General features: G+C 71.7%; 25 protein-coding genes and 1 pseudogene. 16 read left to right on the top strand and 10 right to left on the bottom strand.

What is annotated here, in order from left to right:
- Positions 1–23: 23 nt before the first annotated feature.
- The 6 genes and pseudogenes from ACYQ0U_RS14695 to ACYQ0U_RS14670 all read left to right on the top strand — a co-directional run.
- Complete coding sequence (locus tag ACYQ0U_RS14695; protein WP_459974142.1) at positions 24–1379, top strand: FAD-binding oxidoreductase; 1356 nt, start codon at positions 24–26, stop codon at positions 1377–1379.
- Positions 1376–2647: a class I SAM-dependent methyltransferase gene (locus ACYQ0U_RS14690; RefSeq protein WP_459974140.1), complete on the top strand. Its 1272-nt coding sequence runs from the start codon at positions 1376–1378 to the stop codon at positions 2645–2647. Before ACYQ0U_RS14695 ends, ACYQ0U_RS14690 begins: the two co-directional genes overlap by 4 nt.
- Before the next feature lie 21 nt (positions 2648–2668).
- Positions 2669–3442, top strand: coding sequence for a siderophore-interacting protein (locus tag ACYQ0U_RS14685; protein WP_459974138.1), 774 nt, complete (start codon positions 2669–2671; stop codon positions 3440–3442).
- Entirely contained in the window at positions 3439–4356 is a 918-nt protein-coding gene (gene era, locus ACYQ0U_RS14680; RefSeq protein ID WP_459974137.1) for a GTPase Era, read from the top strand. The genes ACYQ0U_RS14685 and era overlap by 4 nt, the downstream gene beginning before the upstream one ends.
- A complete protein-coding gene (locus ACYQ0U_RS14675; protein ID WP_459974134.1) occupies positions 4356–4748 on the top strand; it encodes a nuclear transport factor 2 family protein in 393 nt (130 codons plus the stop codon). The genes era and ACYQ0U_RS14675 overlap by 1 nt, the downstream gene beginning before the upstream one ends.
- 159 nt (positions 4749–4907) lie before the next feature.
- Positions 4908–5216 (top strand): annotated as a pseudogene (locus ACYQ0U_RS14670) (STAS domain-containing protein); the annotation flags it as partial.
- Positions 5217–5233: 17 nt separating this feature from the next.
- Here the strand turns inward: ACYQ0U_RS14670 and ACYQ0U_RS14665 are convergent.
- Entirely contained in the window at positions 5234–5986 is a 753-nt protein-coding gene (locus tag ACYQ0U_RS14665) for a response regulator (protein ID WP_459974132.1), read from the bottom strand.
- A gap of 36 nt (positions 5987–6022) precedes the next feature.
- Positions 6023–6994, bottom strand: a complete 972-nt coding sequence (locus ACYQ0U_RS14660) for a DUF222 domain-containing protein (RefSeq protein WP_459974130.1) — start codon at positions 6992–6994, stop codon at positions 6023–6025.
- A gap of 291 nt (positions 6995–7285) precedes the next feature.
- Between ACYQ0U_RS14660 and ACYQ0U_RS14655 the strand changes: the two genes are divergently transcribed.
- Positions 7286–8443: a Kelch repeat-containing protein gene (locus ACYQ0U_RS14655; protein WP_459974128.1), complete on the top strand. Its 1158-nt coding sequence runs from the start codon at positions 7286–7288 to the stop codon at positions 8441–8443.
- On the opposite strand, the gene ACYQ0U_RS14650 is transcribed toward ACYQ0U_RS14655, so the two are convergent.
- From ACYQ0U_RS14650 to ACYQ0U_RS14640, 3 genes are read right to left on the bottom strand one after another with little or no spacing between them, the layout of a single operon-like run.
- A complete protein-coding gene (locus ACYQ0U_RS14650) occupies positions 8400–9278 on the bottom strand; it encodes an NADP-dependent oxidoreductase (protein ID WP_459974126.1) in 879 nt (292 codons plus the stop codon). The genes ACYQ0U_RS14655 and ACYQ0U_RS14650 overlap by 44 nt on opposite strands.
- Positions 9279–9288: 10 nt before the next feature.
- Positions 9289–10119, bottom strand: coding sequence for a septum formation family protein (locus tag ACYQ0U_RS14645; RefSeq protein ID WP_459974123.1), 831 nt, complete (start codon positions 10117–10119; stop codon positions 9289–9291).
- A complete protein-coding gene (locus ACYQ0U_RS14640; protein WP_459974121.1) occupies positions 10116–10898 on the bottom strand; it encodes a septum formation family protein in 783 nt (260 codons plus the stop codon). Before ACYQ0U_RS14640 ends, ACYQ0U_RS14645 begins: the two co-directional genes overlap by 4 nt.
- Before the next feature lie 82 nt (positions 10899–10980).
- On the opposite strand from ACYQ0U_RS14640, the gene ACYQ0U_RS14635 reads away from it, so the two are divergent.
- The gene (locus ACYQ0U_RS14635) at positions 10981–12207 is read left to right on the top strand and encodes a glucose-1-phosphate adenylyltransferase family protein (protein ID WP_459974119.1); all 1227 of its coding nucleotides are present in this window, start codon (positions 10981–10983) and stop codon (positions 12205–12207) included.
- A 25-nt stretch (positions 12208–12232) separates the two neighbouring features.
- Here the strand turns inward: ACYQ0U_RS14635 and ACYQ0U_RS14630 are convergent, their stop codons facing one another.
- Positions 12233–12721 (bottom strand): flavodoxin family protein, encoded by a 489-nt coding sequence (locus ACYQ0U_RS14630; RefSeq protein WP_459974117.1) that lies wholly within the window; start codon positions 12719–12721, stop codon positions 12233–12235.
- Between the two features lie 165 nt (positions 12722–12886).
- Between ACYQ0U_RS14630 and leuA the strand changes: the two genes are divergently transcribed.
- The 5 genes from leuA (at position 12887) to ACYQ0U_RS14605 (ending at position 18801) form a co-directional block, all read left to right on the top strand.
- Positions 12887–14602: a 2-isopropylmalate synthase gene (leuA, locus tag ACYQ0U_RS14625; protein WP_459974115.1), complete on the top strand. Its 1716-nt coding sequence runs from the start codon at positions 12887–12889 to the stop codon at positions 14600–14602.
- Positions 14603–14641: 39 nt separating this feature from the next.
- Positions 14642–15499, top strand: coding sequence for an alpha/beta fold hydrolase (locus tag ACYQ0U_RS14620; protein WP_459974113.1), 858 nt, complete (start codon positions 14642–14644; stop codon positions 15497–15499).
- Between the two features lie 181 nt (positions 15500–15680).
- Complete coding sequence (recO, locus tag ACYQ0U_RS14615) at positions 15681–16421, top strand: DNA repair protein RecO (RefSeq protein ID WP_459974111.1); 741 nt, start codon at positions 15681–15683, stop codon at positions 16419–16421.
- Entirely contained in the window at positions 16421–17185 is a 765-nt protein-coding gene (locus ACYQ0U_RS14610) for an isoprenyl transferase (RefSeq protein WP_459974109.1), read from the top strand. The genes recO and ACYQ0U_RS14610 overlap by 1 nt, the downstream gene beginning before the upstream one ends.
- 14 nt (positions 17186–17199) lie before the next feature.
- A complete protein-coding gene (locus ACYQ0U_RS14605; RefSeq protein WP_459974107.1) occupies positions 17200–18801 on the top strand; it encodes a sensor histidine kinase in 1602 nt (533 codons plus the stop codon).
- 18 nt (positions 18802–18819) lie between these two features.
- Here ACYQ0U_RS14605 and ACYQ0U_RS14600 read toward each other — a convergent pair whose 3' ends face one another.
- The 4 genes from ACYQ0U_RS14600 to ACYQ0U_RS14585 are packed head-to-tail and all read right to left on the bottom strand — an operon-like array spanning position 18820 to position 21965.
- Positions 18820–19233, bottom strand: a complete 414-nt coding sequence (locus tag ACYQ0U_RS14600; protein WP_459974105.1) for a Fur family transcriptional regulator — start codon at positions 19231–19233, stop codon at positions 18820–18822.
- Positions 19220–20227 (bottom strand): metal ABC transporter permease, encoded by a 1008-nt coding sequence (locus ACYQ0U_RS14595; RefSeq protein ID WP_459974103.1) that lies wholly within the window; start codon positions 20225–20227, stop codon positions 19220–19222. Before ACYQ0U_RS14595 ends, ACYQ0U_RS14600 begins: the two co-directional genes overlap by 14 nt.
- On the bottom strand, positions 20224–21015 hold the full coding sequence (locus ACYQ0U_RS14590; RefSeq protein ID WP_459974101.1) for a metal ABC transporter ATP-binding protein: 792 nt from the start codon (positions 21013–21015) through the stop codon (positions 20224–20226). The genes ACYQ0U_RS14595 and ACYQ0U_RS14590 overlap by 4 nt, the downstream gene beginning before the upstream one ends.
- Complete coding sequence (locus ACYQ0U_RS14585; RefSeq protein ID WP_459974099.1) at positions 21012–21965, bottom strand: metal ABC transporter substrate-binding protein; 954 nt, start codon at positions 21963–21965, stop codon at positions 21012–21014. The genes ACYQ0U_RS14590 and ACYQ0U_RS14585 overlap by 4 nt, the downstream gene beginning before the upstream one ends.
- Positions 21966–22018: 53 nt before the next feature.
- Between ACYQ0U_RS14585 and ACYQ0U_RS14580 the strand changes: the two genes are divergently transcribed.
- Genes ACYQ0U_RS14580 through ACYQ0U_RS14570 form a run of 3 tightly spaced genes read left to right on the top strand, consistent with a single transcriptional unit; the run spans position 22019 to position 24506 of the window.
- Positions 22019–22336, top strand: coding sequence for an antibiotic biosynthesis monooxygenase family protein (locus ACYQ0U_RS14580; RefSeq protein WP_459974098.1), 318 nt, complete (start codon positions 22019–22021; stop codon positions 22334–22336).
- A gap of 50 nt (positions 22337–22386) precedes the next feature.
- A complete protein-coding gene (locus tag ACYQ0U_RS14575; RefSeq protein WP_459974096.1) occupies positions 22387–23802 on the top strand; it encodes a glycine--tRNA ligase in 1416 nt (471 codons plus the stop codon).
- Positions 23803–23828: 26 nt separating this feature from the next.
- A complete protein-coding gene (locus ACYQ0U_RS14570; protein WP_459974094.1) occupies positions 23829–24506 on the top strand; it encodes a hypothetical protein in 678 nt (225 codons plus the stop codon).
- The last annotated feature ends 3 nt before the right edge of the window (positions 24507–24509 follow it).

Raw genomic sequence — 24509 nt, 5'->3', positions numbered from 1 at the left:
CCGGGCAGAGTAGGTTGCTGCCCGTGAGTCTGCGTGGCTGGGAGGCACACGAGGATGCCGTCGAGCGGCTGCGGGCGTCGTACTCCGCGGTCCCGGCCGGCGCACCCGTACGCCTGGCGAAGAAGACCTCGAACCTGTTCCGCCCCCGGGCGGCGACCTCGGCCCCGGGCCTGGACGTCTCCGGCCTGAACGGCGTGATCGCGGTCGACCGGGACGCCCGGACCGCCGACGTGCAGGGGATGTGCACCTACGAGGACCTCGTCGACGCGACGCTGCCCTTCGGCCTCATCCCGCACGTCGTGCCGCAGCTGCGCACGATCACGCTCGGCGGCGCCGTCACCGGGCTCGGCATCGAGTCGACCAGCTTCCGGCTCGGCTTCCCGCACGAGTCCGTGCTCGAGATGGACGTGTTCACCGGCGCCGGCGAGGTCGTCACCTGCCGTCCCGGCGACGACCTGTTCGACACGTTCCCCAACTCCTACGGGTCGCTCGGCTACGCCACCCGCCTGACGATCTCGCTGATCGAGGTGCCGGGCCGGGTCGCCCTTCGCCACCTGCGCTTCGACGACCCCGGGCTGCTGGCCAAGTCGATCCAGGAGATCTCCGAGGCGAGGGCGTACGACGGGGTCGCGGTCGACGCGCTCGACGGGGTCGCGTTCGGGCCGGGGGAGTACTACCTGACGCTGGCCCGCTGGACCGACGAGGGCGGCGTGACGAGCGACTACACCGGCCAGGACATCTACTACCGGTCGATCCAGCAGCGAGAGACCGACCTGCTGACGACGTACGACTACCTGTGGCGCTGGGACACCGACTGGTTCTGGTGCTCGGGGGCGTTCGGCGTGCAGAACCCCCGGATCCGGCGGCTGTGGCCCAAGCGGTGGCGGCGCTCGGACGTCTACCACAGGCTCGTCGCCCTTGACCGCCGCTACGGCATCGTCGACCGGATCGACCGCCGGAAGGGGCGCCCGCTGCGCGAGCGGGTCATCCAGGACATCGAGGTGCCGGTCGAGCAGCTGCCGGAGTTCCTCGAGTGGTTCGACGACGTGGTGGGCATGCGCCCGGTGTGGCTCTGCCCGTGCCAGGCGCTGCGCGACTGGCCGACGTACCCCCTCGAGCCCGACCGTCTCTACGTGAACGTGGGCTTCTGGGGCACGGTCCACCGGGGGCCGGACGCCCTCGAGGGGCCGCTCAACCGCGCGATCGAGCAGAAGGTGCACGAGCTGGGCGGCCACAAGTCGCTCTACAGCGAGGCCTTCTACGACCGCGCCACCTTCGACGATCTCTACGACGGCGACAACCTCGCCGCCGTGAAGGGGCGCTACGACCCCGACGACCGGCTGACCAGCCTCTACGACAAGGCGGTGAAGAGACAGTGAGCAGGAGCTACACGATCGGCCAGGCTGTCGAGACGCTGTTGCGCGACGGGATGCCCCTGCGCTTCACGGCGTACGACGGCAGCTCGGCCGGGCCCGAGGACGCGGAGTTCGGACTGCACCTGCGCAACGAGCGCGGGCTGTCCTACATCATGACCGCGCCCGGCGACCTCGGCCTGGCGCGTGCGTACGTCGCGGGCGACATGGACCTCGTCGGCGTCCATCCGGGCGACCCGTACGAGGCGTTCAGCCTGATGATGAACCACACGAAGTTCCGCCGGCCGGCGCCGGCGGAGGCGCTCGCCATCGTGCGGAGCCTCGGCTTCTCCCACCTCAAGCCCCCGCCGCCGCCCCCGCAGGAGACGATCCCGCGCTGGCGCCGCCTGGTTGAGGGACTGCGGCACTCCGAGGGCCGCGACGCCGAGTCGATCCACCACCACTACGACGTCTCGAACACCTTCTACGAGTACGTCCTCGGGCCCTCGATGACCTACACCTGCGCGGTCTTCCCGACCGAGGACGCGACGCTGGAGGAGGCGCAGTACACCAAGTACGACCTCGTCGCCCGCAAGCTCGGCCTCCAGGAGGGCCAGCGCCTGCTCGACCTGGGCTGCGGCTGGGGCGGCATGGTCCGGCACGCGGCGCGCCACTACGGCGTCAAGGCGCTGGGCGTCACGCTCTCGCGCGAGCAGGCCGCGTGGGCCCAGCAGCGGATCAAGGAGGAGGGGCTCGACCACCTCGCCGAGGTCCGGTTCATGGACTACCGCCACGTCGAGGAGACCGGCTTCGACGCGATCTCCTCGATCGGCCTCACCGAGCACATCGGCGTGAAGAACTACCCGGCGTACTTCTCGTGGATCCGCGACCACCTGCGCCCGCAGGGCCGGCTGCTCAACCACTGCATCACCCGCCAGCACAACCGGCCGCAGAACACCGGGGCGTTCATCGACCGGTACGTCTTCCCCGACGGCGAGCTGATCGGCTCCGGCACGATCATCCGCGACGTGCAGGACGCCGGGCTCGAGGTGCAGCACGAGGAGAACTTCCGCGTGCACTACGCCAAGACGCTCGCCGGCTGGTGCCGGAACCTCGTCGACAACTGGGACGCCTGCGTCGCCGAGGTCGGCGAGGGCACCGCCCGCGTGTGGGGCCTCTACATGGCCGGCTCGCGGCTCGGCTTCGAGCGCAACGAGATCCAGCTGCACCACGTGCTCGCGACCAGGACCGACGAGACCGGAGCCAGCGGCTACCCGCTCCGCCACACCTTCTGAGGCGGCCGATAACCTCGTGTGGTGAGCACGAGGGCCCAGCAGTACGACGCGACGGTGCTGCGTCGCGAGCAGCTCTCGGCGCACCTTGTCCGGCTCGTGCTGGGCGGTCCGGGGCTGGCGGCGTTCGAGTCGACCGGGGTGCCGGACGAGTGGGTCGGCCTGGTCGTGCCCGGGCAGTTCCAGAGCCGCTACTACACGGTGCGCTCGTGGGACGGCAGCGAGCTGGTGCTCGACGTGGTCGTGCACGACGTCGGGCTGGTCACCGAGTGGGCCCAGCTCGACGTGGTCGGGCAGACCGTGACGATCACCGAGCCCAAGGGGTCCTTCGACATGCCCGCCGACGCGGGTTGGCTGCTGCTCGTCGGCGACCTGACCGCGCTGCCCGCGATGGCCCGCATCGCCGAGACCGTCACCGTGCCGACGCGGATCTGGGCCGAGGTGCCCGACGACCTGGCGGCGTACCTCCCGGCCTCGGCGGACGTGACCTGGCTGGCGCCCCCCGCGCCGGGGGAGAGCGGGCTGGCCGCGACGGTGGAGACCATCGGCTGGCCGGCCGGCGAGGGCTACTTCTGGATGGCCGGCGAGTCCGCGCAGATGCGCGCGATCCGCAAGCACCTGATGCGCGACCGCAAGCTGCCGTCGTCGGCGTACGACGTGATGGGCTACTGGCGCGGTGTCGCCCAGCGCCAGCCGCGCGCCGTCGATCCCGGACCCATCTGGCGGGCCGGCAAGGCGGCGGGCAAGAGCGACGAGCAGATCTGGGCCGAGTACGACGAGGCGAGGGGCACCGAATGAGCGAGCACCGCAGCGGCTTCGTGTCGTTCGTCGGTCGACCGAACGCGGGCAAGTCGACGCTGACCAATGCGCTGGTCGGCCAGAAGGTCGTGATCACCTCCGACAAGCCGCAGACCACGCGCACCGTCGTGCGCGGCATCGTGCACCGCGAGGACGCGCAGCTGATCCTCGTCGACACCCCGGGGCTGCACCGGCCGCGGACGCTGCTCGGCGAGCGTCTCAACGACCTGGTGACGACCACGCTCGCCGAGGTCGACGTGGTGGCGGTGTGCTTCCCGGCCAACGAGAAGATCGGCCCGGGCGACCGGTTCATCGCCACCGAGATGGCGAAGATCAAGCGCACGACGAAGGTCGCGATCGCCACCAAGACCGACCTCGCGTCGTCGGAGCAGATCGGGAGGCACCTGCTCGACATCGCCGCCCTCGGCACCGACATCGGCGTCGACTGGGCCGAGATCGTGCCGGTCTCGGCGAAGTCCGGCGACCAGGTCGGGCTGCTCCAGGACCTGCTGGTCGGGCTGCTGCCCGAGGGTCCGCAGCTCTACCCGGACGGCGACCTCACCGATGCTCCCGAGGAGATCCTGGCCGCCGAGCTCATCCGCGAGGCCGCCCTCGACGGCCTCCGCGACGAGCTGCCGCACTCGGTCGCGGTGGTGGTCGAGGAGATGAACCTGCGCGAGGACCGGCCCGAGGACAAGCCCCTGCTCGACATCCACGCCAACGTCTACGTCGAGCGCGACTCGCAGAAGGGCATCATCATCGGCCCCAAGGGCTCGCGGCTCCGCACGATCGGGACGACCGCCCGCAAGCAGATCGAGGCCCTGCTGGGCACACCCGTCTACCTCGACCTCCACGTCAAGGTCGCCAAGGACTGGCAGCGCGACCCCAAGCAGCTGCGCAAGCTGGGCTTCTGATGATCGCGCCCGCGCCCGTCGCTGCCTGGCACGCGATCGCCGTGACCGGGGACCCAGCGCTCCTCGACGGTCTGATCGCCGACGACTGCGTGTTCCGCTCGCCGGCTGTGCACACCCCGCAGGAGGGCAAGGCGGTCACGACGGCGTACCTCACCGCCGCCATGGCCGTCCTCGGCCCCACCCTCACCTACGTCCGCGAGTGGTACGCCGACGACTCCGCCGTGCTCGAGTTCACCGCGTCCCTCGACGGCCTGACCGTCCACGGCGTCGACATGCTCACCTGGAACGCGTCCGGCCGGCTCGTCGACTTCACGGTGATGGTGCGGCCGTTCCAGGGCCTCACCAAGCTGATGGAGCTGATGGCGGCGGAGCTCGCCGGCCGGGGAGGCTGATCACCGCGGGCTGCGCCGTGGACGTCTGTCTGTTCTCCTCGAGCGTGTACCGTGGCTGGCACCAGGTGCTTCAGCCCAGGGCGCCATTCCTCCTTGAGGAAGGTCTGCCGTGCGGACCGAGATCCTGCTCACCTGTGACCCACCGTCGGCCGTGTCCGCGTCGTCGGAGACCTCGACCTCTCCACGCGTGATCGACTCCGTGAGGTCCTGGAGGCGCTGCGTCGGGATGGCTGTTCCGGCGTCGAGGTCTCCCTCGCGGAGGTGACCTTCGTTGACGCGTGCAGCGTGGCCGTCCTGCACGCCGAGAGGCGGCACGTGACCGACATCGGCGGCGTCTTCGCGGTGGTGGCGGCGTCCCCGTGCTGTCAGCGGGCCGTGCGGCTGGCCGGCTACGACGGGCTCTCCGTGCCGATGAGCCGTGCGTTCCGAGCCCAGGCTCCGTCCGAGACCTCACCCACGCCGCGCTGACCTACTGGTGCCGATGGTCATTCGAAGGCCAGCTCGGCCCACACCATCTTCCCGTCGCCCTCGACCGGCACCACACCCCAGGAAGCAGCCAGTTGGGACACCAGCAACAGGCCACGGCCACGTTCAGCGGCCTCATCCGGAGCCCTCAACTCGGGGCTGCCCGGGCCCCGGTCCACGACCTCGACCCGCAACGCGTGCGCGTCGCGCACTTCGAGGCGGAGATCGAAGCCCGACCGAGCGTGCTCGACGGCGTTGCCCGCCAGCTCACTGACGACCATCACCGCCGGATCTACGAGCTTGGGCAGCGCCCACCCATGCAGTTGAACGCGCACGTGCTCGCGCGCGATCGCCAGGCTGGCGGGATCGCGAGGCAGGGACAGCGACGAGGATGCGCCCGCCGCGGGTTCCGATATCGCCACCAGTGTGTCCACCAGCGTGGCCAACTGGTCCTTGGACACATAACCCGCCGTACGACGCGCGAACCACTCCTCGTCGTCCGGATCCGCGCCGGTGAACACCAGGATCTTGGCGTAGGGCACGACCTCGCGGATGCGGGCCACCAACTGACGCCCCGCCAGGTCCGGAAGGCTCAGGTCGAGGACCACGATCTGGGGCTCCAACCGCTCGCAGACCGCGATCGCCTCCGCCGCCGTCGCAGCATCCCCGACCACAGCGAACCGACCACTGGCCGCGAACCGCAGTGCGGATCGCAGCAACCGCCGGACCTCGACCACGTCGTCGACGACCACGACCCGGACGAGGTCAACCATCGCTGCGCGCTGGACGCAGGCTTGACCGGCAAACCATCACCCGAGGGGTGCCCCGCGACGCCAGGCCCGAAACGGGGAGCCGCCAAGGCGGCTGTCGCAGCAGGTCCGACTCTGCGCCGAAGCGCCGAGGGACTCAGGCTGCACTTCTGCGGCCGGCCTGTGCTGAGACTGGCCCGTCGACACCGAGATCGCGATCGCCCCGCGCACCTGACCGGTCCGTGACGACGGCCGGGGGTCCGCCGGCGTCGCAGATTTCCAGGGATAGGTGGTCACCGCAGTCTGTGGGCACCGGAACGCTGGTGGCGGCGTGCTGTCGGAGCGCCGCACGTCGAGGGGGAGCGCGGGGTCGAGGGTGGCGGCGGTGGCGGTGAGGAACTGGTCGAAGGCGAGGGCGTCGGCGAGGGAGGCGTAGCCGGTGATGGGGACGGCGCCGTCGGGGCTGATGCCGCGGTAGTGGACCTCGATGCATCGTTTCTCCGCGGCGGCGATCCGACGCCGTTCGGCCTCCTCGGGGTCGTACTCGGCCCGGGCACGCGTGATCTGGCGTTCGATCTCGGCCCACGAGCGCCGCCTCGCGATCAGGGCCAGGTGCCGGTCCACGGCGGCAGCGGCGTCCATGGAGAGGGTGCGGGTGTCCTGGGCGATCTTGCGGGCCTTGAACACCGCCACCTCCCCGGCCATCACCCGTCTCCAGATCCGCGGCAGCCGGTAGCGCAGCTCGATGGCGTCGCCGACGTACCGGATCCCGGTCTCGTGCTTCATCCCCAACGCCAGGGCGAACTCCGCGACCGCGGACTCATCGACCCAGGGGGCGCCGTCGCCGGCGATCTCCACCGGATGGGTGGCCCAGTCGTCGGGGTCGGGCTCCTCGCCCTCGAACATCGCGGCCCACTCGACCGCGAGCAGCAGCCGCTCGATCTCCAGGTCGGCGATCGCGCGCTGGTTATCCCGGGCAGCCACCAGCACCTCCTCGGCGCGGTCGGCGCGGGTGCGGGTGGTGGCTGCCATAGGTCCACTCAAGCAGGCACCACCGACACTGATGATGCTCAGAAGCCTTTGTCCACAAGGGATCGGGCATTTGCAGGTAAGAGATTTCCGGGTACGGATCGGCCACCGCATGTCGTGCTACGGCCCGGGCCACCACGGTCGACCCCAGCGAGCCGGAAGCCCGACGGCGGACCGCCACCCGCGTTCCGGTCACCACAGACCACGGTGACCACCTCTCCCTGGAGATCCGCGACGCCAGCGGATCCGCAGCCCGCCTGGAACCCGACATCCGGCGACCGCGTCGGAACGGACGTGAGGATGATCGCCGTGCTGCTCGCGGCCGCACTGGCCACAGTGACCCTTGCGAGCTGCGGCGAAGAGGACAGGGGCAGCCCAGGCGCCGAGCAGTGGCGGCGGCTCCCGGACCCGCCGCTGAGCCCGCGCGACCATGCCGTGGTCATCGGCGTGGACGGGCGGATGCTCGTGGTGGGTGGGTGGGACTTCCTCTGCCCGCCCGACGAGGACTGCTCCACGCCGGAGGAGCCGTTGCACGCCGACGGTGCGGTGTACGACCCCGGGACCGACGCGTGGACGGAGATCCGCCCAGCGCCGTTCGGGGTCCGCCGGCAGGAGTACGCCGTCGCGGAGCTCCGGCGGGTCGGCGTACCTCCTCACCGGGTGCGCGAGCGGACCCCAGCGCGGCGCGCGCACCCGGCTGCTGTCCTACGCCCTGGCCGCGGACCGTTGGACCGACCATGGACCCGTGCCCGGACCCACGAAGGGCCGTCACCTCGTCGCCCTCGACCATGCGCTGCTCGCGCATGCCGGCAGCGACGAGTACGGCGAGGTGCCCGACCTGGTGTACGACCCACGGACAAGACGTGGACCGAGCTGCCCGACGACCCGCTGCCGCGCTCCTTCGACCGCTTCGTCGTGCCCGTCGGGGACCGGCTCGTGCTCACCGCCTCCTCGGGCTCCACCGACACGACGGCCGCCCGCTTCGACCTGGCGTCGGGCGACTGGACACGGCTCGAGGACGCCCCCGGCCGCGGCTATCAGCTCTTCGGGACGGACGACGGCCCCCTGCTCAACGGGCACTTCATCGACGAGCCGGGCTGGCTGCTCGACCCGACGACGTGGGCGTGGTCGGAGCTGGACGGCGGCGGCGTCGACGCCGCCCACGTCGGCGGCGTCCTGGACGCCGAGGACGCCACCTACGACATCCCGAACAGCGTGGGCCAGCTGGCGTCACGCACCCAGCTGCTCGTCTGGGACAGCGGGACGGAGTCGTATGTGACCATCCCGCCCCCGGCCGGCCGGGAGGACGTGTACGACGACTCCAGCACCGCCCTGGGGCGAGACCTCTTCGTCTTCGGCGGCCAGCACGACGGCCGGCTCAGCGGCGAAGCGTGGCTGTGGACCGCTGCTACGGCAGCAGCGCCAGCTTCCCGCCGGGATGGCCGGTCGTGAGCAGCTCGACCGCGGCCGGTGCCTCGGCCAGCGGGTACGTCCGCGCGATCGGGACCGTGAGCTCACCGGCCGCCGCGAGCGCGACCAGGGACGCGCGCACCGAGTCGCGGTAGGCCTTCGAGGCGGGCATCGCGCCGGCGATGCGAGGGAGGCCCGAGGACTCGGGCGCAGCGATGGTCACGATCCGGTCGGCCGGGGCGAGGGCCCGTGAGATCGAGACCGCTTCCTCGGTGCCCACGCAGTCGAGGGCGGCGTCGACGGAGGTGGGGAGCCGGGAGACGAGGCCGTCGCCGTAGGCGACGGGAGTCCCGCCGAATGCCGAGACCCGCGAGAACGAGGACGGGCTGCACGTGCCGAGGACGCGTACGCCGAGCGAGCGGGCGAGCTGGAGGACCGCGACCCCGACGGCGCCGGAGGCGCCGTGGACGAGGACGGTCTCGCCGGCGGAGGCGCCGACGACGTGCAGCATCTCCGAGGCGGTGGTGCCGGCGAGCAGCAGGTTGGCGGCCTCGGGGAAGGACAGCGCGGCGGGCTTGGCGAAGACGTCGGCGGCGGGGACGTTGAGCGAGGTCGCCCAGCCACCGGAGACCCGGAAGGCGAGCACCTCGTCCCCGACGGCGAAGGGCGCTGAGGCGCCGACGGCCGCGACCGACCCAGCCACCTCGTAGCCGATCGGCACGGGGAACGAGGTGGCGCGCGCGAGGTGCTTGTGGTCGGCGGGGTTCGCGCCGGCGGCGTGCACCCGGATCGTCACCTCGTCCGGAGCGGGAGGCGGCACGTCGTACGTCTCGAACGAGAGGTCGGAGGGCGAGGTCGCGATCCAGCGCTGGGCCATGGCGTCGACGCTAGTCCGGCGCCCAGCAGCGGCCGAAGGTCTGGCCCGCCGCCCACTGCTGCCGCGACGGCCATTCGTAGCCCCACTCGTAGTCCAGCGCGCCGCCGGCGGCCGCCGCGCCGGCGTCCTGGCACGGCGTCTCGCCGGCCTCCCGCACCTCGTCGACCCCCGGGTAGGGACCGGCCTCGAACGGCACGACGGCGACCGCCCGCCACGCGTGCTGGCGCGAGCACACGACCCGCGAGAAGTCGGGCGTCCCGGGCTCGGCGGTGCCGCACATGCCGTAGCGGTCGCGCCCCGTCTCGCTGTCCAGTACGCCGGCCAGCCGGCCGGTCAGCGGCGCCAGCTCCTCCTCGGTCGCCAAGGCGACCACGTCGCAGCGGAACCACGAGGCGCCGGCGTCGGACACCTCCACCGAGGGCGTGAACCACACCGGCCGCAGCATCGAGAGCCGCTGGTCCTCCGCCGACCCCCCGACGAACGACCCGAACCGCGCCGGACACTCCTTCGCGACCTGCGCCTGCACCCGGTCGGAGTCGACGGCGAGCAGGTGGCCGGCGACGAGGGCGTCGAGCGTGCCGACCGCGAACGTCATCGCGGTGTGCGGCTTCGCGCACGAGATCCGCTCGGCGGTCGCGGTCGGCGCGACGGCCTCGTCGTAGGACAGCGCGTAGCAGCCGCGGTCGAGCGGAGCCGGCGGCACCGACGCCGTCGGCGGGGCGGGGGAGGCGGGCGTGGAGGACGACGGCGCCGCGGCCGGCCCGTCGCCCGCGCCGCCCGCGCCGTCGCCGGTGCAGGCCGCGAGCAGCGGCAGCACCAGGGCCAGAGCCAGGAGCCTCACTGGTCCGTCTTCGCCCAGCAGACCGAGCGCCGGTTGCCGACCTCCCACTCGGCCTCGTGGAACCACGTGTAGCCGAACTCGTAGTCGACGGGGGAGTTCAGCCAGTAGCCGACCGAGGAGGAGCAGAAGTCGCGCGTGGTCACCTTGACGACGCGGTCGCCGGGATAGGTGTCGCCGAACTTTTCCAGCGAGATCGTCGTGACCGCGCGCCACTGGTGCGGCTCGGTGCAGGGCAGCTTGACCGACCCCGAGACCGAGGGGCCGTCGGCGCAGACCATCCAGCGGTCCTTGGGCCGCCCGAGCAGCAGGCCCTTCGCGGTGGTCGGGAGCTCGACGTACTCCGTGGTCTGCTCGCCGCCGCCGACCACGTCGCAGCGGTACCACCGGGCGCCGTCCTCCCAGGCGTCCTCGGTGGGCCGGAACCAGGCCCAGCTCATGATTGTGCGCATCACGAGGCTCTCGTCGGCGCCGAGGAAGTCCATGAACGCCTTGGCGCAGGTGCGGTAGGCCCAGGCGCCGAGCTCCTCGTCGTCGTAGTCGGCGTCGTCGAAGGACCCCGGCAGCTCGCCGACGGCGTACGTCTCGGCGGTGTGCGGCTCCTCGCAGTCGACCGCCTCGGTGGTGTTGGCGGGCTCGGCCACGTCCTCGGGCGTCAGCATCCGGCACGCGCCGAGTGCCGGCGGCAGCTCGTCGACGGGCTCGGCGGTGTCGTCGCCGCACGCGGAGAGGAGGGGGAGGGAGAGCGCAGCCAGGGCGACGAGCACGGCCAGCCGGCGCACGTGAGCTCCTCTCTCCGTCGGGGTCCGCGCGATCGTACCGCTGCCACGTGTGCCATGACCGGCATCGGGGCACGGTGGGCCCATGCCCGCACCCCGCATCCTCGCTCTCGTGCAGGCCGGCGGCGCCGGCGGCCGCATGGACGTGCTCACCCGCGAGCGGGCGAAGCCGACGCTGCCGTTCGCCGGCGTCTTCCGGCTCATCGACTTCCCGCTCTCCAACCTCGCCAACAGCGGGCTGTCGGACGTGTGGCTCTCGGTGCAGTACCACGGCGCCGCGCTGGGCGAGCAGGTCGCGAACGGCCGCCCCTGGGACCTCGACCGCAACCGCGGCGGCCTCCGCCTGCTCATGCCCGAGGAGGGCACCGGCGGCACCGACCAGGAGGGCTTCGCCAAGGGCAACGCCGACGAGCTCTACCGCATCCGCGACCAGGTCCGGGGGACCGGCGCCGAGCTGCTCGTCGTGTGCAGTGCCGACCACGTCTACCGCTTCGACGTGATGGACGCCGTCGAGACCCACCGGCAGGTCGGGGCGGAGTGCACGGTCGTCACCTCGACGGTCCCGATCGCCGAGGCCTCCGACCACGCGACGGTCGAGGCCGGCGACGACGGCCGGGTGACGGCGTTCGCCTACAAGCCCGACGAGCCGACGACCGAGACGGTGGCCGCCGAGATCTTCGTGTACGACGTCGAGGTGCTCGTCGAGGTGCTCGAGGAGCTGCACCGCGAGCTGGGCGCCGACGCCGAGGAGGGCGACACCGGCCTCGGTGACTACGGCGAGCACCTGGTGCCCCGGCTGGTCGACCGCGGCCGGGTCGTGGCGCACCCGATGGCCGGCTACTGGAAGGACCTGGGCCAGCCCCACAAGTACCTCGCCGCGCACCACGACGTGCTCTTCGGCGACCTCGACGTCCTGGACCACCCGGACTGGCCGATCGTCAGCCATCAGCACCAGCGGCCCGCGGCCCGCGTGCGCGACGGCGCCCGCGTCGCCGACAGCCTGGTCAGCCCCGGCGCGAACGTGCGCGGCACGGTCATCCGCAGCGTCCTCGGCCCCGGCGTCGTGGTCGAGAAGGGGGCGCTCGTGCGCGACAGCGTGGTCTGCGAGGACACCGTCGTCGAGGAGGGCGCCCGCCTGGACTGGGCCGTGGTCGACCGGGACTGCGTGATCGGGCGCAACGCCGAGGTGGGCTCGCCGGACACCGATCCCGACGACCCGGACGCGATCGTGCTCGTCGGCCGCGGCTCCCACATCCCGGCGGGGACCGTGCTCGGCGAGGGCTCCCGGCTCGAGCCGGGCACGACGAGCTGACCTACGAGCTGACCTACGAGCTGACCTAGGAGCTGAGCAGCGCCGCCAGCGTCCCGCCGAGCTCGTACGCCGCCGCCTGCTCGTCCTCCCCGACGTCGCCGAGCACCGCCAGGACGTCGGCCGCCTGGACCCAGGGCAGGGCGCCCACGATCGACAGCACCGACCGCACCGCGCCGGTGGTGTCGTAGCGGCCGTGCACCCACAGCCCGAACGGCTTCCTGCCCCCGGTCGCCGGTGAAGCGGACCCGTCGTCGGTCAGCGCACCGCCGGCCTCGAGGAAGATCGTGTCGAAGAAGTGCTTGAGCGCACCGCTCATGTAGCCGAAGTTCGCGGTCGTCCCGAGCAGGTAGCCGTCCGCGGCCAGCACGTCGTCCGCGGTGGCCTCGAGGGCGGGGCGCACCAGCACCTCGACGCCCTCGATCTCGTCGTCGTTCGCCCCGGCGACCACGGCGTCGGTCAGCGACCGGACCGACGGGGTCGGGGAGTGGTGGACGACCAGCAGACGGGACGACATGTCCCGAGGCTAGCCAGAGTGGGCTATCGTGGCCGGGTCATGATGCGCAGCCTCCTCCTTCGCTGCCGCAGCGAGGTCTGAGCCAGAGCCGGTCCCCCTCGCTGCGGAGTGAGTGCGTGCGCCGGCCCTCTCCGAGACCTACCGCGAGACCGACGAGGATCCCCCATGACCATCCCGAGCCAGAAGCCGAGCGGCATGCCGTTCGAGCGCTACCGCCCGTTCCCGCCCATCGACCTGCCGGACCGCACGTGGCCGTCGAAGGTCATCACCGAGGCGCCGCGGTGGCTGTCCACCGACCTGCGCGACGGCAACCAGGCCCTCATCGACCCGATGAGCCCGGCCCGCAAGATGAAGATGTTCGAGCTGCTCATCAAGATGGGCTACAAGGAGATCGAGGTCGGCTTCCCGAGCGCGAGCGAGACCGACTTCTCCTTCGTCCGCCAGCTCATCGAGGGCGACCACATCCCCGACGACGTGACGATCTCGGTGCTCACCCAGGCCCGCGAGGACCTCATCGAGCGCAGCGTGCAGTCGCTGGTCGGCGTACCGCGGGCCAACATCCACCTCTACAACGCGCTGGCGCCGCTGTTCCGGCGCGTGGTGTTCCGCGCCGGCAAGGACGAGATCAAGGACATCGCCGTCCGGGGCACCGAGCTGGTGATGAAGCACGGCGAGGCGCACCTCGACATGACCGTGATCGGCTACGAGTACAGCCCGGAGATCTTCACCAGCACCGAGCTGCCGTTCTCGGTCGAGGTGTGCGAGGCGGTCTCCGACGTGTGGCAGCCCGAGGACGGCCGCGAGATCATCCTCAACCTGCCCGCGACCGTCGAGGTCGCGACGCCGAACGTGTACGCCGACCAGATCGAGTGGTTCGGCCGGCAGCTCACCCGCCGGGAGAACACCGTGATCTCCCTGCACCCGCACAACGACCGGGGCACCGCGGTCGCGGCGACCGAGCTGGCGACGATGGCCGGTGCCGACCGGATCGAGGGCTGCCTGTTCGGCCACGGCGAGCGCACCGGCAACGTCGACCTGCTGACGCTCGGCATGAACCTGTTCAGCCAGGGCATCGACCCGATGATCGACTTCTCCGACATCGACGAGATCCGACGCACGGTCGAGTACTGCACCAACCTGCCCGTCCACCCGCGCCACCCGTACGCCGGCGACCTCGTCTACACCGCGTTCTCCGGCTCGCACCAGGACGCGATCAAGAAGGGCCTGGAGGATCTGGACCGGCAGGCCGCCGAGCTGGGCGTGCCGGTCGGCGAGCTCCCGTGGGAGGCGCCGTACCTGCCGATCGACCCCAAGGACGTCGGCCGGACCTATGAGGCGGTCATCCGGGTCAACAGCCAGTCCGGCAAGGGCGGCGTCGCGTACCTGCTCAAGGCCGAGCACAAGCTCGACCTGCCGCGCCGCGCGCAGATCGAGTTCAGCCGCGTCATCCAGGAGCGCACCGACGCCGAGGGTGGCGAGCTCACCGCGGACGAGATCTGGCAGGTCTTCCGGGCCGAGTACCTCGACCGGGAGGCGCCGCTGAAGCTCAACTCGGTGCACACCTCCTCGGCCGCCGGCGAGAAGGACGCGCTCGACGTGAACGTCTACGTCGACGGCGAGATGCAGTCGCTGCACGGCGAGGGCAACGGCCCGATCGCGGCGTTCGTCAACGCGATCAACGAGCTGCCGCACGACTGGGACGTCCGGGTCCTGGACTACGCCGAGCACGCGCTCTCCGCGGGCGGCGACGCCCTCGCGGCGGCGTACGTCGAGTGCCTGGTCCGCGACCAGGTCCACTGGGGCGTCGGCGTCGACGCGAACATCGTCACGGCCTCGCTGAAGGCCGTGATCAGCGCGGTCAACCGCGCGCCGGCGCGCTGATCGGGGAGCTCGACACGGGACACGCCCTAGGGTGGGGCCATGTTGGTCTCGGAGCGGATCGGGCAGTTCTTCGTCGCGTCGGACACTGGTCGCGATCGACTCGAGTTCACCGAGTACGGCGCGGGTGACGCCTGGGTGGTCCTGCTGCCCGGCGAGCTGATGCCCCGCCGCATGCAGCAGCCGCTCGCCCACGCACTCGTCGCCGAGGGCATGCACGTCGTCACGCTGGACCCGCTCGGCCACGGGCGCTCCGACCGGCCGGCCGACCCGCACGCCTACTCGGTGACCGAGTTCGCCGAGCAGGTCGTGGCGCTGCTCGACCACCTCGGGGCGGCACAGGCGGTGGTCGGCGGCACCTCGCTGGGCGCCAACGTGGCGCTCGAGGTGGCCGCGATCGCCCCGGAGCGGGTGCGCGGGCTCATCGTCGATGCGCCGATCCTCGAGAACGGCGTGGAGGCCGGGATCCTGGTCTTCGGCCCGCTGCTGCTCACCGCACGCTTCCTCCCGCTGCCGATCGCGCTGCTGCGCCGGCTGACCCGGCCGGTCCCGCGTGGGGTGGTCCCGTTCTGGGCCGGCGTCGCGCTCGACGTCTGCAACCAGCGCGCGGACGCCATGGCCGCGCTGCTGCACGGGCTCTTCTTCGGCCGCGCGGCCCCGTCGGCCAAGGAGCGCCGCCGGATCACGGTCCCGGCGCTGGTCGTCGGCCACCCGTTCGACCCGGTGCGGCCGCTGGCCGACGCGCAGCTGCTCGCCGACGAGCTCGCCCAGGGCACGTTCGTGCAGGCGCGGTCGGCCCTGGAGTGGCGGCTGACGCCCGAGCGCCTCGACCGGGCGGCCGTCGACCTCGCCGTCGGGTGCTGGAAGACACCGCGTCGCAGACGGCGTACCGGCGCCTGACAGGGGAGAATGAGCACGTGGCCACCACCCGACGTCCGTCGTGCGTCCCGCACCCCGGGCACGCACCTCGCGGCGTTGACGTCGCTCGCCAGACGGCCCGGTATGGCAGCGCTCCGTCGCCTTGCGAGGCACCCGCCCGGAGCACGGGCCGCCCCCGACGGACGCCAGGCGGTGACCACTAGTGCTCTACCGCGACGAGGCGATCGTGCTGCGCACCCACAAGCTGGGTGAGGCCGACCGCATCATCACGCTGCTGGCCCGGCAGCACGGGCTGGTGCGCGCCGTCGCGAAGGGGGTACGCCGCACGACGTCCCGCTTCGGGTCGCGGCTCGAGCCGTTCACCCACGTCGACCTCCAGCTCGCGGAGGGCCGCAACCTCGACACGATCACCCAGGCCGAGACGCTCACGCCGTTCTCCAAGGGGCTCGGCCTCGACTACGACCGCTACACCGCGGGCACCGTGATGCTCGAGACCGCCGACCGTCTGGTGGCCGAGGAGCGGCAGCCCTCGCCGCAGCAGTTCCTGCTGCTCGTCGGCGGGCTCCGCGCGATGGTCGCCGGCGAGCACGGCCCGGGCCAGGTGCTCGACTCCTACCTGCTGCGCTCGCTGTCGGTCGCCGGCTACGCCCCGTCGTTCGAGCACTGCGCGCGCTGCGGCGAGGTGCCCCACCCCGGGGCGGGACCGCACCGCTGGTTCAACTCGTCGATGGGTGGGATGCTCTGTGCGACCTGCCGGGTCCCGGGCTCGGCCAGCCCTGCTCCGGAGACGGTCACGCTGCTGGGCGCGCTGCTCGCCGGCGAGTGGGACGTCGTCCACGCCGCGCACCCGCGTCACCTCAAGGAGGCCAGCTCGCTCGTGGCGGCGTACCTCGCCTGGCACCTCGAGCGCGGCCTCAAGTCCCTGGCGTACGTCGAGCGCTGATGAGACGGACCGTCCGCCCGCCCACGCCGCACCCGTCCGGGGAGCGCCCGCCCGCGATCCCGAAGGACCTCGTGCCCCGGCACGTCGCGGTCGTCATGGACGGCAACGGCCGCTGGGCCAAGGAGCGCGGCCTGCCGCGCACGCGCGGGCACGAGCAGGGCGAGCACTCGCTCTTCGACGTCGTCGAGGGCGCGATCGAGATCGGCGTGAAGGCGATCTCGGCGTACGCGTTCTCCACCGAGAACTGGTCGCGGTCGCCGGAGGAGGTCAAGTTCCTCATGGGCTTCAACCGCGACGTGATCCGGCGCCGCCGCGACGAGATGCACGAGCTCGGCGTGCGCGTGCGGTGGGCCGGTCGGACCCCGCGGCTCTGGAAGTCGGTGATCAGGGAGCTCCAGGTCGCCGAGGAGCTGACCCGCGGGAACGACGTCCTCACGCTCACGATGTGCGTCAACTACGGCGGCCGCGCCGAGATCGCGGACACCGCGCGCTCCATCGCGCGCGAGGTCGCGGCCGGCCGGCTGGACCCCGAGAAGGTCGATGAGCGGACCTTCGCCAAGCACCTCTACGTGCCCGAGGTGAGCGACGCCGACCTGGTCTGGCGGACGTCGGGGGAGCAGCGACTATCGAACTTCATGCTGTGGCAGGCGGCGTACTCCGAGCTCGTCTTCACCGATGTTCTCTGGCCCGATGTGGACCGTCGCCACCTCTGGAAGGCCATCGAGCTCTACGCTCGGCGGGACCGCCGGTACGGCGGAGCCTGACGCGAGAGGCCGGGATGGAGCGACTGCACCGCACGCTGCTCGGTCTGCGCCACCGGCTGCTGTTCACCGACGAGCCCGATCCCGCCGCACTGCAGGGCGTCTTCGCGCTCCTGTTCGTGCTCGACCTGACCCTGCGCGCGGTCGGCGGCTCGCCGCTGGAGCTCGGGTCCTGGCCCGCGGCGGGCCTGGCCCTGACCGCGGTGACCTGCGCGCTCGCGGCCGCGCTGCCGTGGGGTCGGCTGCCGGTCTGGGCCGTGGGCGTGCTGCCGGTGCTCGACCTGGCCGCGCTCGGCATGTCCCGGATGGACACCGCCGGGGGCGGCGCGGGCATCCTCGCGGTCGTCCCGGCGCTCTGGCTGGGCCGCCAGTTCGGCCGGTCCGGGGCGGTCGTCGCGGTGCTGGGTGCGACGCTCCTGCTCGCGCTGCCGAGCCTGCTCTACGTCGGCGTCACGGGCGTGAACCTCTCCCGGGTGGTGCTCATCCTGGTCGTCGTCATGTGGGCGGCGTTCGCGATCGCGTTCGCCATCGAGCGGGTCCGGGCCGGCCAGGACGTCATCGAGCACCAGCGCCGGGGTTCCGAGGCGATCTTCGACACCGTCGACGTCGGCCTGGTGCTGCTCGACGCGAACGGCCGCTACCAGGACATCAACCGGCGGCACGAGGACTTCCTGCTGCTGGCCTTCCCCGAGGGCCGCGCCGAGCGGGCCGGCCAGGTGGGCGAGCTCTTCGACGACGAGGGCAGGCGCCTGCTCTCGAGCGACGAGACGCCGTCGTACCGGGCGAGCCGGGGCGAGGAGTTCTCCGACATCCGCATGTGGGTCGGGTCGGATCCGCTGACCCGGCGCGCGCTGTCGGTCTCGGCGCGGCGGGTCGAGACCGACCGTGGCGAGTTCGCGGGCGCGGCACTCGTCTACAAGGACGTCACCGACTTCATGCGGGCGCTGCGGGTCAAGGACGAGTTCGTCGCGTCCGTCTCGCACGAGTTCCGGACGCCGCTCACCTCGATCAGCGGCTACGTCCACCTCCTGCTCGACCGTGACGACCTGCCCGCCGAGGTGGTCTCGCAGCTCGAGGTGATCGAGCGCAACAGCCAGCGCCTCGGACGGCTGGTCGCCGACCTGCTGCACACCGCGCAGGTCGAGGAGGGCCCGATGCCCGTGGTGCGTACGCCGACCGACCTGGCCGCGGTCGTCCGCGACTGCGCGGAGGCGGCTCGACCCGCCGCCGACGGCGCGGGGCTCGCCCTCGACCTCGACGTTCCCGACACGCTGGTGCTCAACCTGGACGCCGCCCGGATGGCCCAGGTCGTCGACAACCTGCTCTCGAACGCGATCAAGTACTCCACCCCCGGCGGCCGCATCCGGGTCGCCCTCGGCATCGACGCCAACCGGGTCGAGCTCGCGGTCGCCGATCAGGGCATCGGCATCGCCGCCGCCGACCGCGACCAGCTGTTCGCGAAGTTCTTCCGCACCCGCCAGGCCGAGGAGCGCTCCATCCAGGGTGTCGGCCTCGGCCTCTCCATCGCCAAGTCGATCGTGGAGAGCCACGGTGGCCGGATCGAGGTCGAGTCCGAGCTCGGCGTCGGCACGGAGTTCCGCGTGCGGATCCCGCTCTAGCGCGCTCGTCTCGACGGGCTAGGAGCGGCAGCTCCCACACGTCCCGAAGATCTCCAGCGTGTGGCTGACGTCGTCGTAGCCGTGCTCGGCGGCGATCGACCGCGTCCACCGCTCGACGGCGGGGCCCTCGACCTCCACGGTGGCGCCGCAGGAGCGGCAGACCAGGTGGTGGTGATGGGTGTCGGAGCAGCGGCGGTAGATCGCCTCGCCGTCCTCGGTGCGCAGCAGATCGACCTCGCCGGCGTCGGCCAGCCGCTGGAGGGTGCGGTAGACGGTGGCCAGGCCCACGGCCTCGCCACGCTGCCCGAGCAGGTCGTGGATCTCCTGCGCGGAGCGGAAGTCGTCGAAGGAGTCCAACGCCTCGACGACCGCCCGCCGCTGGCGCGTGGGCCGCATGTTCGGGGACGTCCCCGTCGGCTCAGTGCTCGTCATAGTGCCTCCCGTGGGGCGCGTGCCGGTGCCCGTCGTGCACGTAGTCGACGTGGTCGCCGTGGGGCACCGCGACGTGGCCGCAGTCCTCGCCGTGCTCGTGCGGGTGCTCGTCGATCTCCTGGTGCACCACGGCCGGTACGACGGGGAACGGCTGGCGCAGCCGCCGTCGGTGTCGCAGCCAGATGCCGAGCGGCCACGCGCCGACGAAGCCCGCGAGCGCGAGCAGCACGATCGTCGGGCCGGGGGAGACCCGCGCGTAGTCGGAGAGGTACGCCGAGAGCAGCAGGCCGCCCACGGACGCGGCCGTGCCGAGCACCATCGCCGAGGCCAGCGTGGTGCGGAAGGACCGGCTCAGCTGCTGGGAGGTGGCCACCGGGACCACCATCAGCGCGGAGACCAGCAGCAGGCCGACGGTGCGCATCGCGACCGTGACGCTGACCGCCGCGAGGACGGCCACGAGCACGTTGTAGACGCGGATGTTCAGCCCCGCGACGCGGGCGAACTCCTGGTCCTGCGCGACCGCGAACAGCTGCGGCGCCAGCCCGACGCAGATGAGGATCACGACCGCGGCGAGCGTCATGGTGACGATCACGTCGGTGGCGGAGATCGTGGTGATCGAGCCGAAGAGGTACTGGTTGAGCCGCGCTCCGCTCTCGTTCGCGAGCCCGGTGATCAGGACACCGCCGGCCAGGCCGCCGTAGAACAGCAGCGCCAGTGCGACGTCGCCGTTCGCATGGCCCCGCTCCCGGATCACCTCGATCGCGATCGCGCCGGCGATCGCGACGATCACCGCGGTCCACGTGGGGGAGGCGCCGGTGAGCAGGCCGATCGCGACGCCGGTGACCGCGACGTGGCCGATGCCGTCGCCCATGAGCGCCATCCGGCGCTGGACGAGATAGGTGCCGATAGCCGGTGCGGCCAACCCCGTGAAGACGGCGGCGAGCAGCGCGCGCTGCATGAAGTCCATGGACAGCAGGTCGAGGTAGTCGTTCATCGGTCGCCCTCGATCAGGGAGATGTGCGGCGCGTGGTCGTGGTGGTGGGCCTCGTCGTGATGGTGGTGGTGGGCGTGCGCGTCGAGGTGCACGGTCGCCACCTGCTCGCTGGCCAGCGGCGGCCCGTCGTAGGCGATCCGGCCGTCGCGCATCACGACCGCGCGGTCGATCAGCGGCGACATCGGCCCGAGCTCGTGGGCGACCAACACGATCGTGGCCCCGCGCGCGGACATCGTGCGCAGGGTGTCGGCGAGCACCTGCTGGTTCGGCAGGTCGACGCCGGCGGTCGGCTCGTCGAGGAAGAACAGCTCCGGCTCGCCGGCCAGGGCGCGGGCGATCAGCACCCGCTGCTGCTGCCCGCCGGACAGCGACGAGACGCTCTCCTTGGCCCGGTGCGCGAGCCCGACCACCTCGAGCGCGTCGGTGATCGCGGCCCGGTCGGTGCGGCCGAGCGGCCGGAGCAGCCTGCGCCGGGTGAGCCGGCCCGACGCGACGACCTCCCGGACCGAGGCGGGTACGCCGGAGGCGGCGCCGCCGCGCTGCGGGACGAACCCCACCCGCTGCCAGTCGTGGAACGACCCGAACGGCGTCCCGAAGAGCCGCAGCGAGCCGGCCGTCAGCGGCCAGAGGCCGGTGAGCGCCCGGACCAGCGTGGACTTGCCCGAGCCGTTCGCGCCCATCAGCGCGACGAACTCACCCGACCGCACGGTCAGGTCGATGTGCCGCAGGATCGGCCGGCCGGCGATCGCGACCGCGCCGTCGGCCAGCTCCACCGCGGGGGTGCTCAACAGCCGTTCGCCTCCTCGAGTGCCGTCAGGTTCTGCTCCATCAGGGAAAGGTAGTCCTCATCGGCGGTCTCGTCGGTCAGGCCCTCGACCGGATCGAGCACCGCGGTCTCCACGCCGGCGTCCGACGCGAGCTGCTCGGCGATGTCCGGGCTCACCAGCGACTCGTAGAACACGGTGGTGATGCCCTCGTCCTGGATCAGCTCCTGGAGGTGAGCCAGGTCGGCCGGGGTCGGCTCGGCGTCGGGGGAGAGGCCGTTGATCGGCTCGAACTCCAGCCCGTAGCGCGCGAGATAGCCGAATGCGTCGTGCGCGACCACGACCGTGTGCCGCTCGCAGCCGGCCAGGCCGCCCTCGTACGCCGCGTCCAGCTCCTCCAGGTCGGCGCGCAGGTCGTCGGCGTTGGCGCGGTAGTCGTCGGCGTGGTCGGGGTCGAGGTCGGCGAGCTCGTCGGCGACCGCGTCACCGAGGTCGGCCATCAGGAGCGGGTCCTGCCAGAAGTGAGGGTCGGTGTCGCCGTGGTCGTGCTCCTCGCCCTCCTCCTCGTGCTCCTCCTCGGCTGCCTCGTCGTGGCCGTGGTCGCCGGCGCCCGCGGGCCGCAGCTCGACGGCGTCGGCCACGTCGAGGGTCGCGCCCTCGGCGTTCGTGTCGACCGCGTCGTCGACTGACGGCTGGAAGTCGTGCAGGAGGACGACCAGGTCGGCCGTGGAGACCACGGCGGTCTCCCTCACGGTGAGCTCGAGGTCATGCGGCTCGCCGCCGGGTGCGGTGAGGTTCTCCACCGTCGCGTGGGAGCCGGCGACCCGCTGGGTCACGAACTGGAGGGGGTAGAACGCCGTCGCGACCTCGACCCCGTCGGCGGAGGTGGCGGAGTCGCTGAGCGCTGAGCACCCGGCCAGCAGCGGACTGAGGGAGAGAGCGGCCCCCAGGGCCGCGACGGCGTAGACCTTCATGAGAACGATTCTCAGCCGAGTTGAGAACGATTGTCAAACGCTACGATCGCCGCGTGCTGGTCGTGAACCGCTTCCGCGTGCCCGAGTCCGACGAGACGTTCCGGACGGACCTCGCGACCGCGCGCGACGCGCTCGCCGCGTGCCCCGGGTACGCCGGCGGCGAGATCGGCCGCAACGTCGACGACCCCGAGCTGTGGGTGCTCACCACGCGGTGGGCGAACGTCGGCAGCTACCGCCGCGCGCTGTCGTCCTACGACGTGAAGCTGCGCGCGGTCGCGGTGCTCTCGCGGGCCGTCGAGGAGCCCTCGGCCTACGAGGACGCGGAGCCCGGGACCACCCTCAATGATCCGGGCGCGCGCTCGTTAGGCTGAGAGCAACTTGACATCCTCCACATAGCCCAACGCTGACCATAGGAGCCACCGTGGCCAAGCCGCCGCCGTCCACCGTCGACCACGTCGTCTCGCTCGCCAAGCGCCGGGGCTTCGTCTACCCGTGCGGCGAGATCTACGGCGGCACGCGCTCCGCGTGGGACTACGGCCCGCTGGGCGTGGAGCTCAAGGAGAACATCAAGCGCCAGTGGTGGAAGTCCATGGTCACGATGCGCGACGACATGGTCGGCCTCGACTCCTCGATCATCCTGCCCCGCCAGGTGTGGGAGGCCAGCGGCCACGTCGACACGTTCACCGACCCGCTGACCGAGTGCCAGTCCTGCCACAAGCGCTTCCGCGCCGACCACCTGCAGGAGGAGATCGCGGAGAAGAAGGCCAAGTCCAGTGGGCAGAGTGTGAACCCCGACGACGTGGACCTCAAAGAGGTCGCGTGCCCGAACTGCGGCACCCGGGGCGCCTGGACCGAGCCCCGCCAGTTCTCCGGCCTGCTCAAGACCTACCTCGGCGTGATCGAGGACGAGTCCGGCCTGCACTACCTGCGCCCGGAGACCGCGCAGGGCATCTTCATCAACTTCGCCAACGTCGTGACCTCGAGCCGGCAGAAGCCGCCGTTCGGCATCGCCCAGATCGGCAAGAGCTTCCGCAACGAGATCACGCCCGGCAACTTCATCTTCCGCACCCGCGAGTTCGAGCAGATGGAGATGGAGTTCTTCGTCAAGCCGGGCGAGGACGAGGAGTGGCACCAGTACTGGATCGACGAGCGCACGAAGTGGTACGTCGACCTCGGCATCGACCCCGACAACCTGCGCCACTACGAGCACGCGCAGGAGAAGCTCAGCCACTACTCCAAGCGCACCGTCGACATCGAGTACCGCTTCAAGTTCGCGGGCTCGGAGTGGGGCGAGCTCGAGGGCATCGCCAACCGCACCGACTTCGACCTCTCGACGCACGCCAAGCACTCGGGCCAGGACCTGTCGTACTTCGACCAGGCCAACAACGAGCGCTACACGCCGTACGTCATCGAGCCGGCCGCCGGCCTCTCGCGCAGCCTGATGACCTTCCTCGTGGACGCCTACACCGAGGACGAGGCGCCGAACACCAAGGGCGGCGTCGACAAGCGCACCGTGCTCAAGCTCGACCCGCGACTCGCGCCGGTCAAGGTCGCCGTGCTGCCGCTGAGCCGCAACGCGGACCTCTCGCCCAAGGCGAAGGACCTCGGCATGGACCTGCGCCGCGCGGGCTGGAACATCGACTTCGACGACTCGGGCGCGATCGGCCGCCGCTACCGCCGGCAGGACGAGATCGGTACGCCGTACTGCGTGACCGTCGACTTCGAGACGCTCGAGGACCAGGCCGTGACGATCCGCGAGCGCGACACCATGCAGCAGGAGCGGATCTCGCTGGACCAGGTCGTGTCGTACTTCGCCTCGCGTTTCGTCGGCTGCTGATCGCGTTGCGCGTGCAGAATGGCCGAATGACGAGGGCACTCCTGGCCGCACTGGCCGTCACCGCGGTCGTGCTGTCGGGCTGCTCGTCCGACGACGAGAGCCCGGAGGCTGCCGACCCGTCGACTCCGGCCACCGCCAGCGACACCGCGGAGTACCTCGAGGTCCCGGCCGGGGTCGAGCTGACCGAGCAGGGCAGCCAGCTCGCGGTCGGCGACCACGCCGTCGTCGCCTACCAGCCGCGGCAGGGACAGATCGGCGCGCTCGACATCCAGGTCCGCCAGCTCGAGCAGGCCTCCATCGACGACCTGTCGGCCTGGCAGCTGAGCGACGCGCAGAAGAAGTCGACGCCGTACTACGTCGACGCGGTCATCGAGAACGTCGGTGACACCGACCTCGGCGGCCGGGCGATCCCGCTCTACGTGGTGAACGAGAAGAACGTCCTCCTCGAGTCCACGCCGTTCGCGAGCTCGTTCAAGCCCTGCCCGAGCACGCCGTTCCCGAAGAAGTTCCAGCCCGGCGACTCCGGCCGGTTCTGCCTGGTCTACCTCGCGCCCGAGAAGGGCGAGCTGGTCGCGGTGAGCTTCCGGCCGGAGGAGACCTTCAACCCGATCACGTGGACCGGCGAGGTCGAGAAGCCCGAGCCGCCCAAGGAGAAGGGCAAGGGCGGGAAGTCCGGCGATTCGAAGAAGAAGAACCGGCAATAGACA

It is taken from the genome of Nocardioides pyridinolyticus (assembly GCF_054653575.1).
Note: the sequence above shows the minus strand (reverse complement) of the source record. Positions and strands in the feature narration are given on the sequence as shown.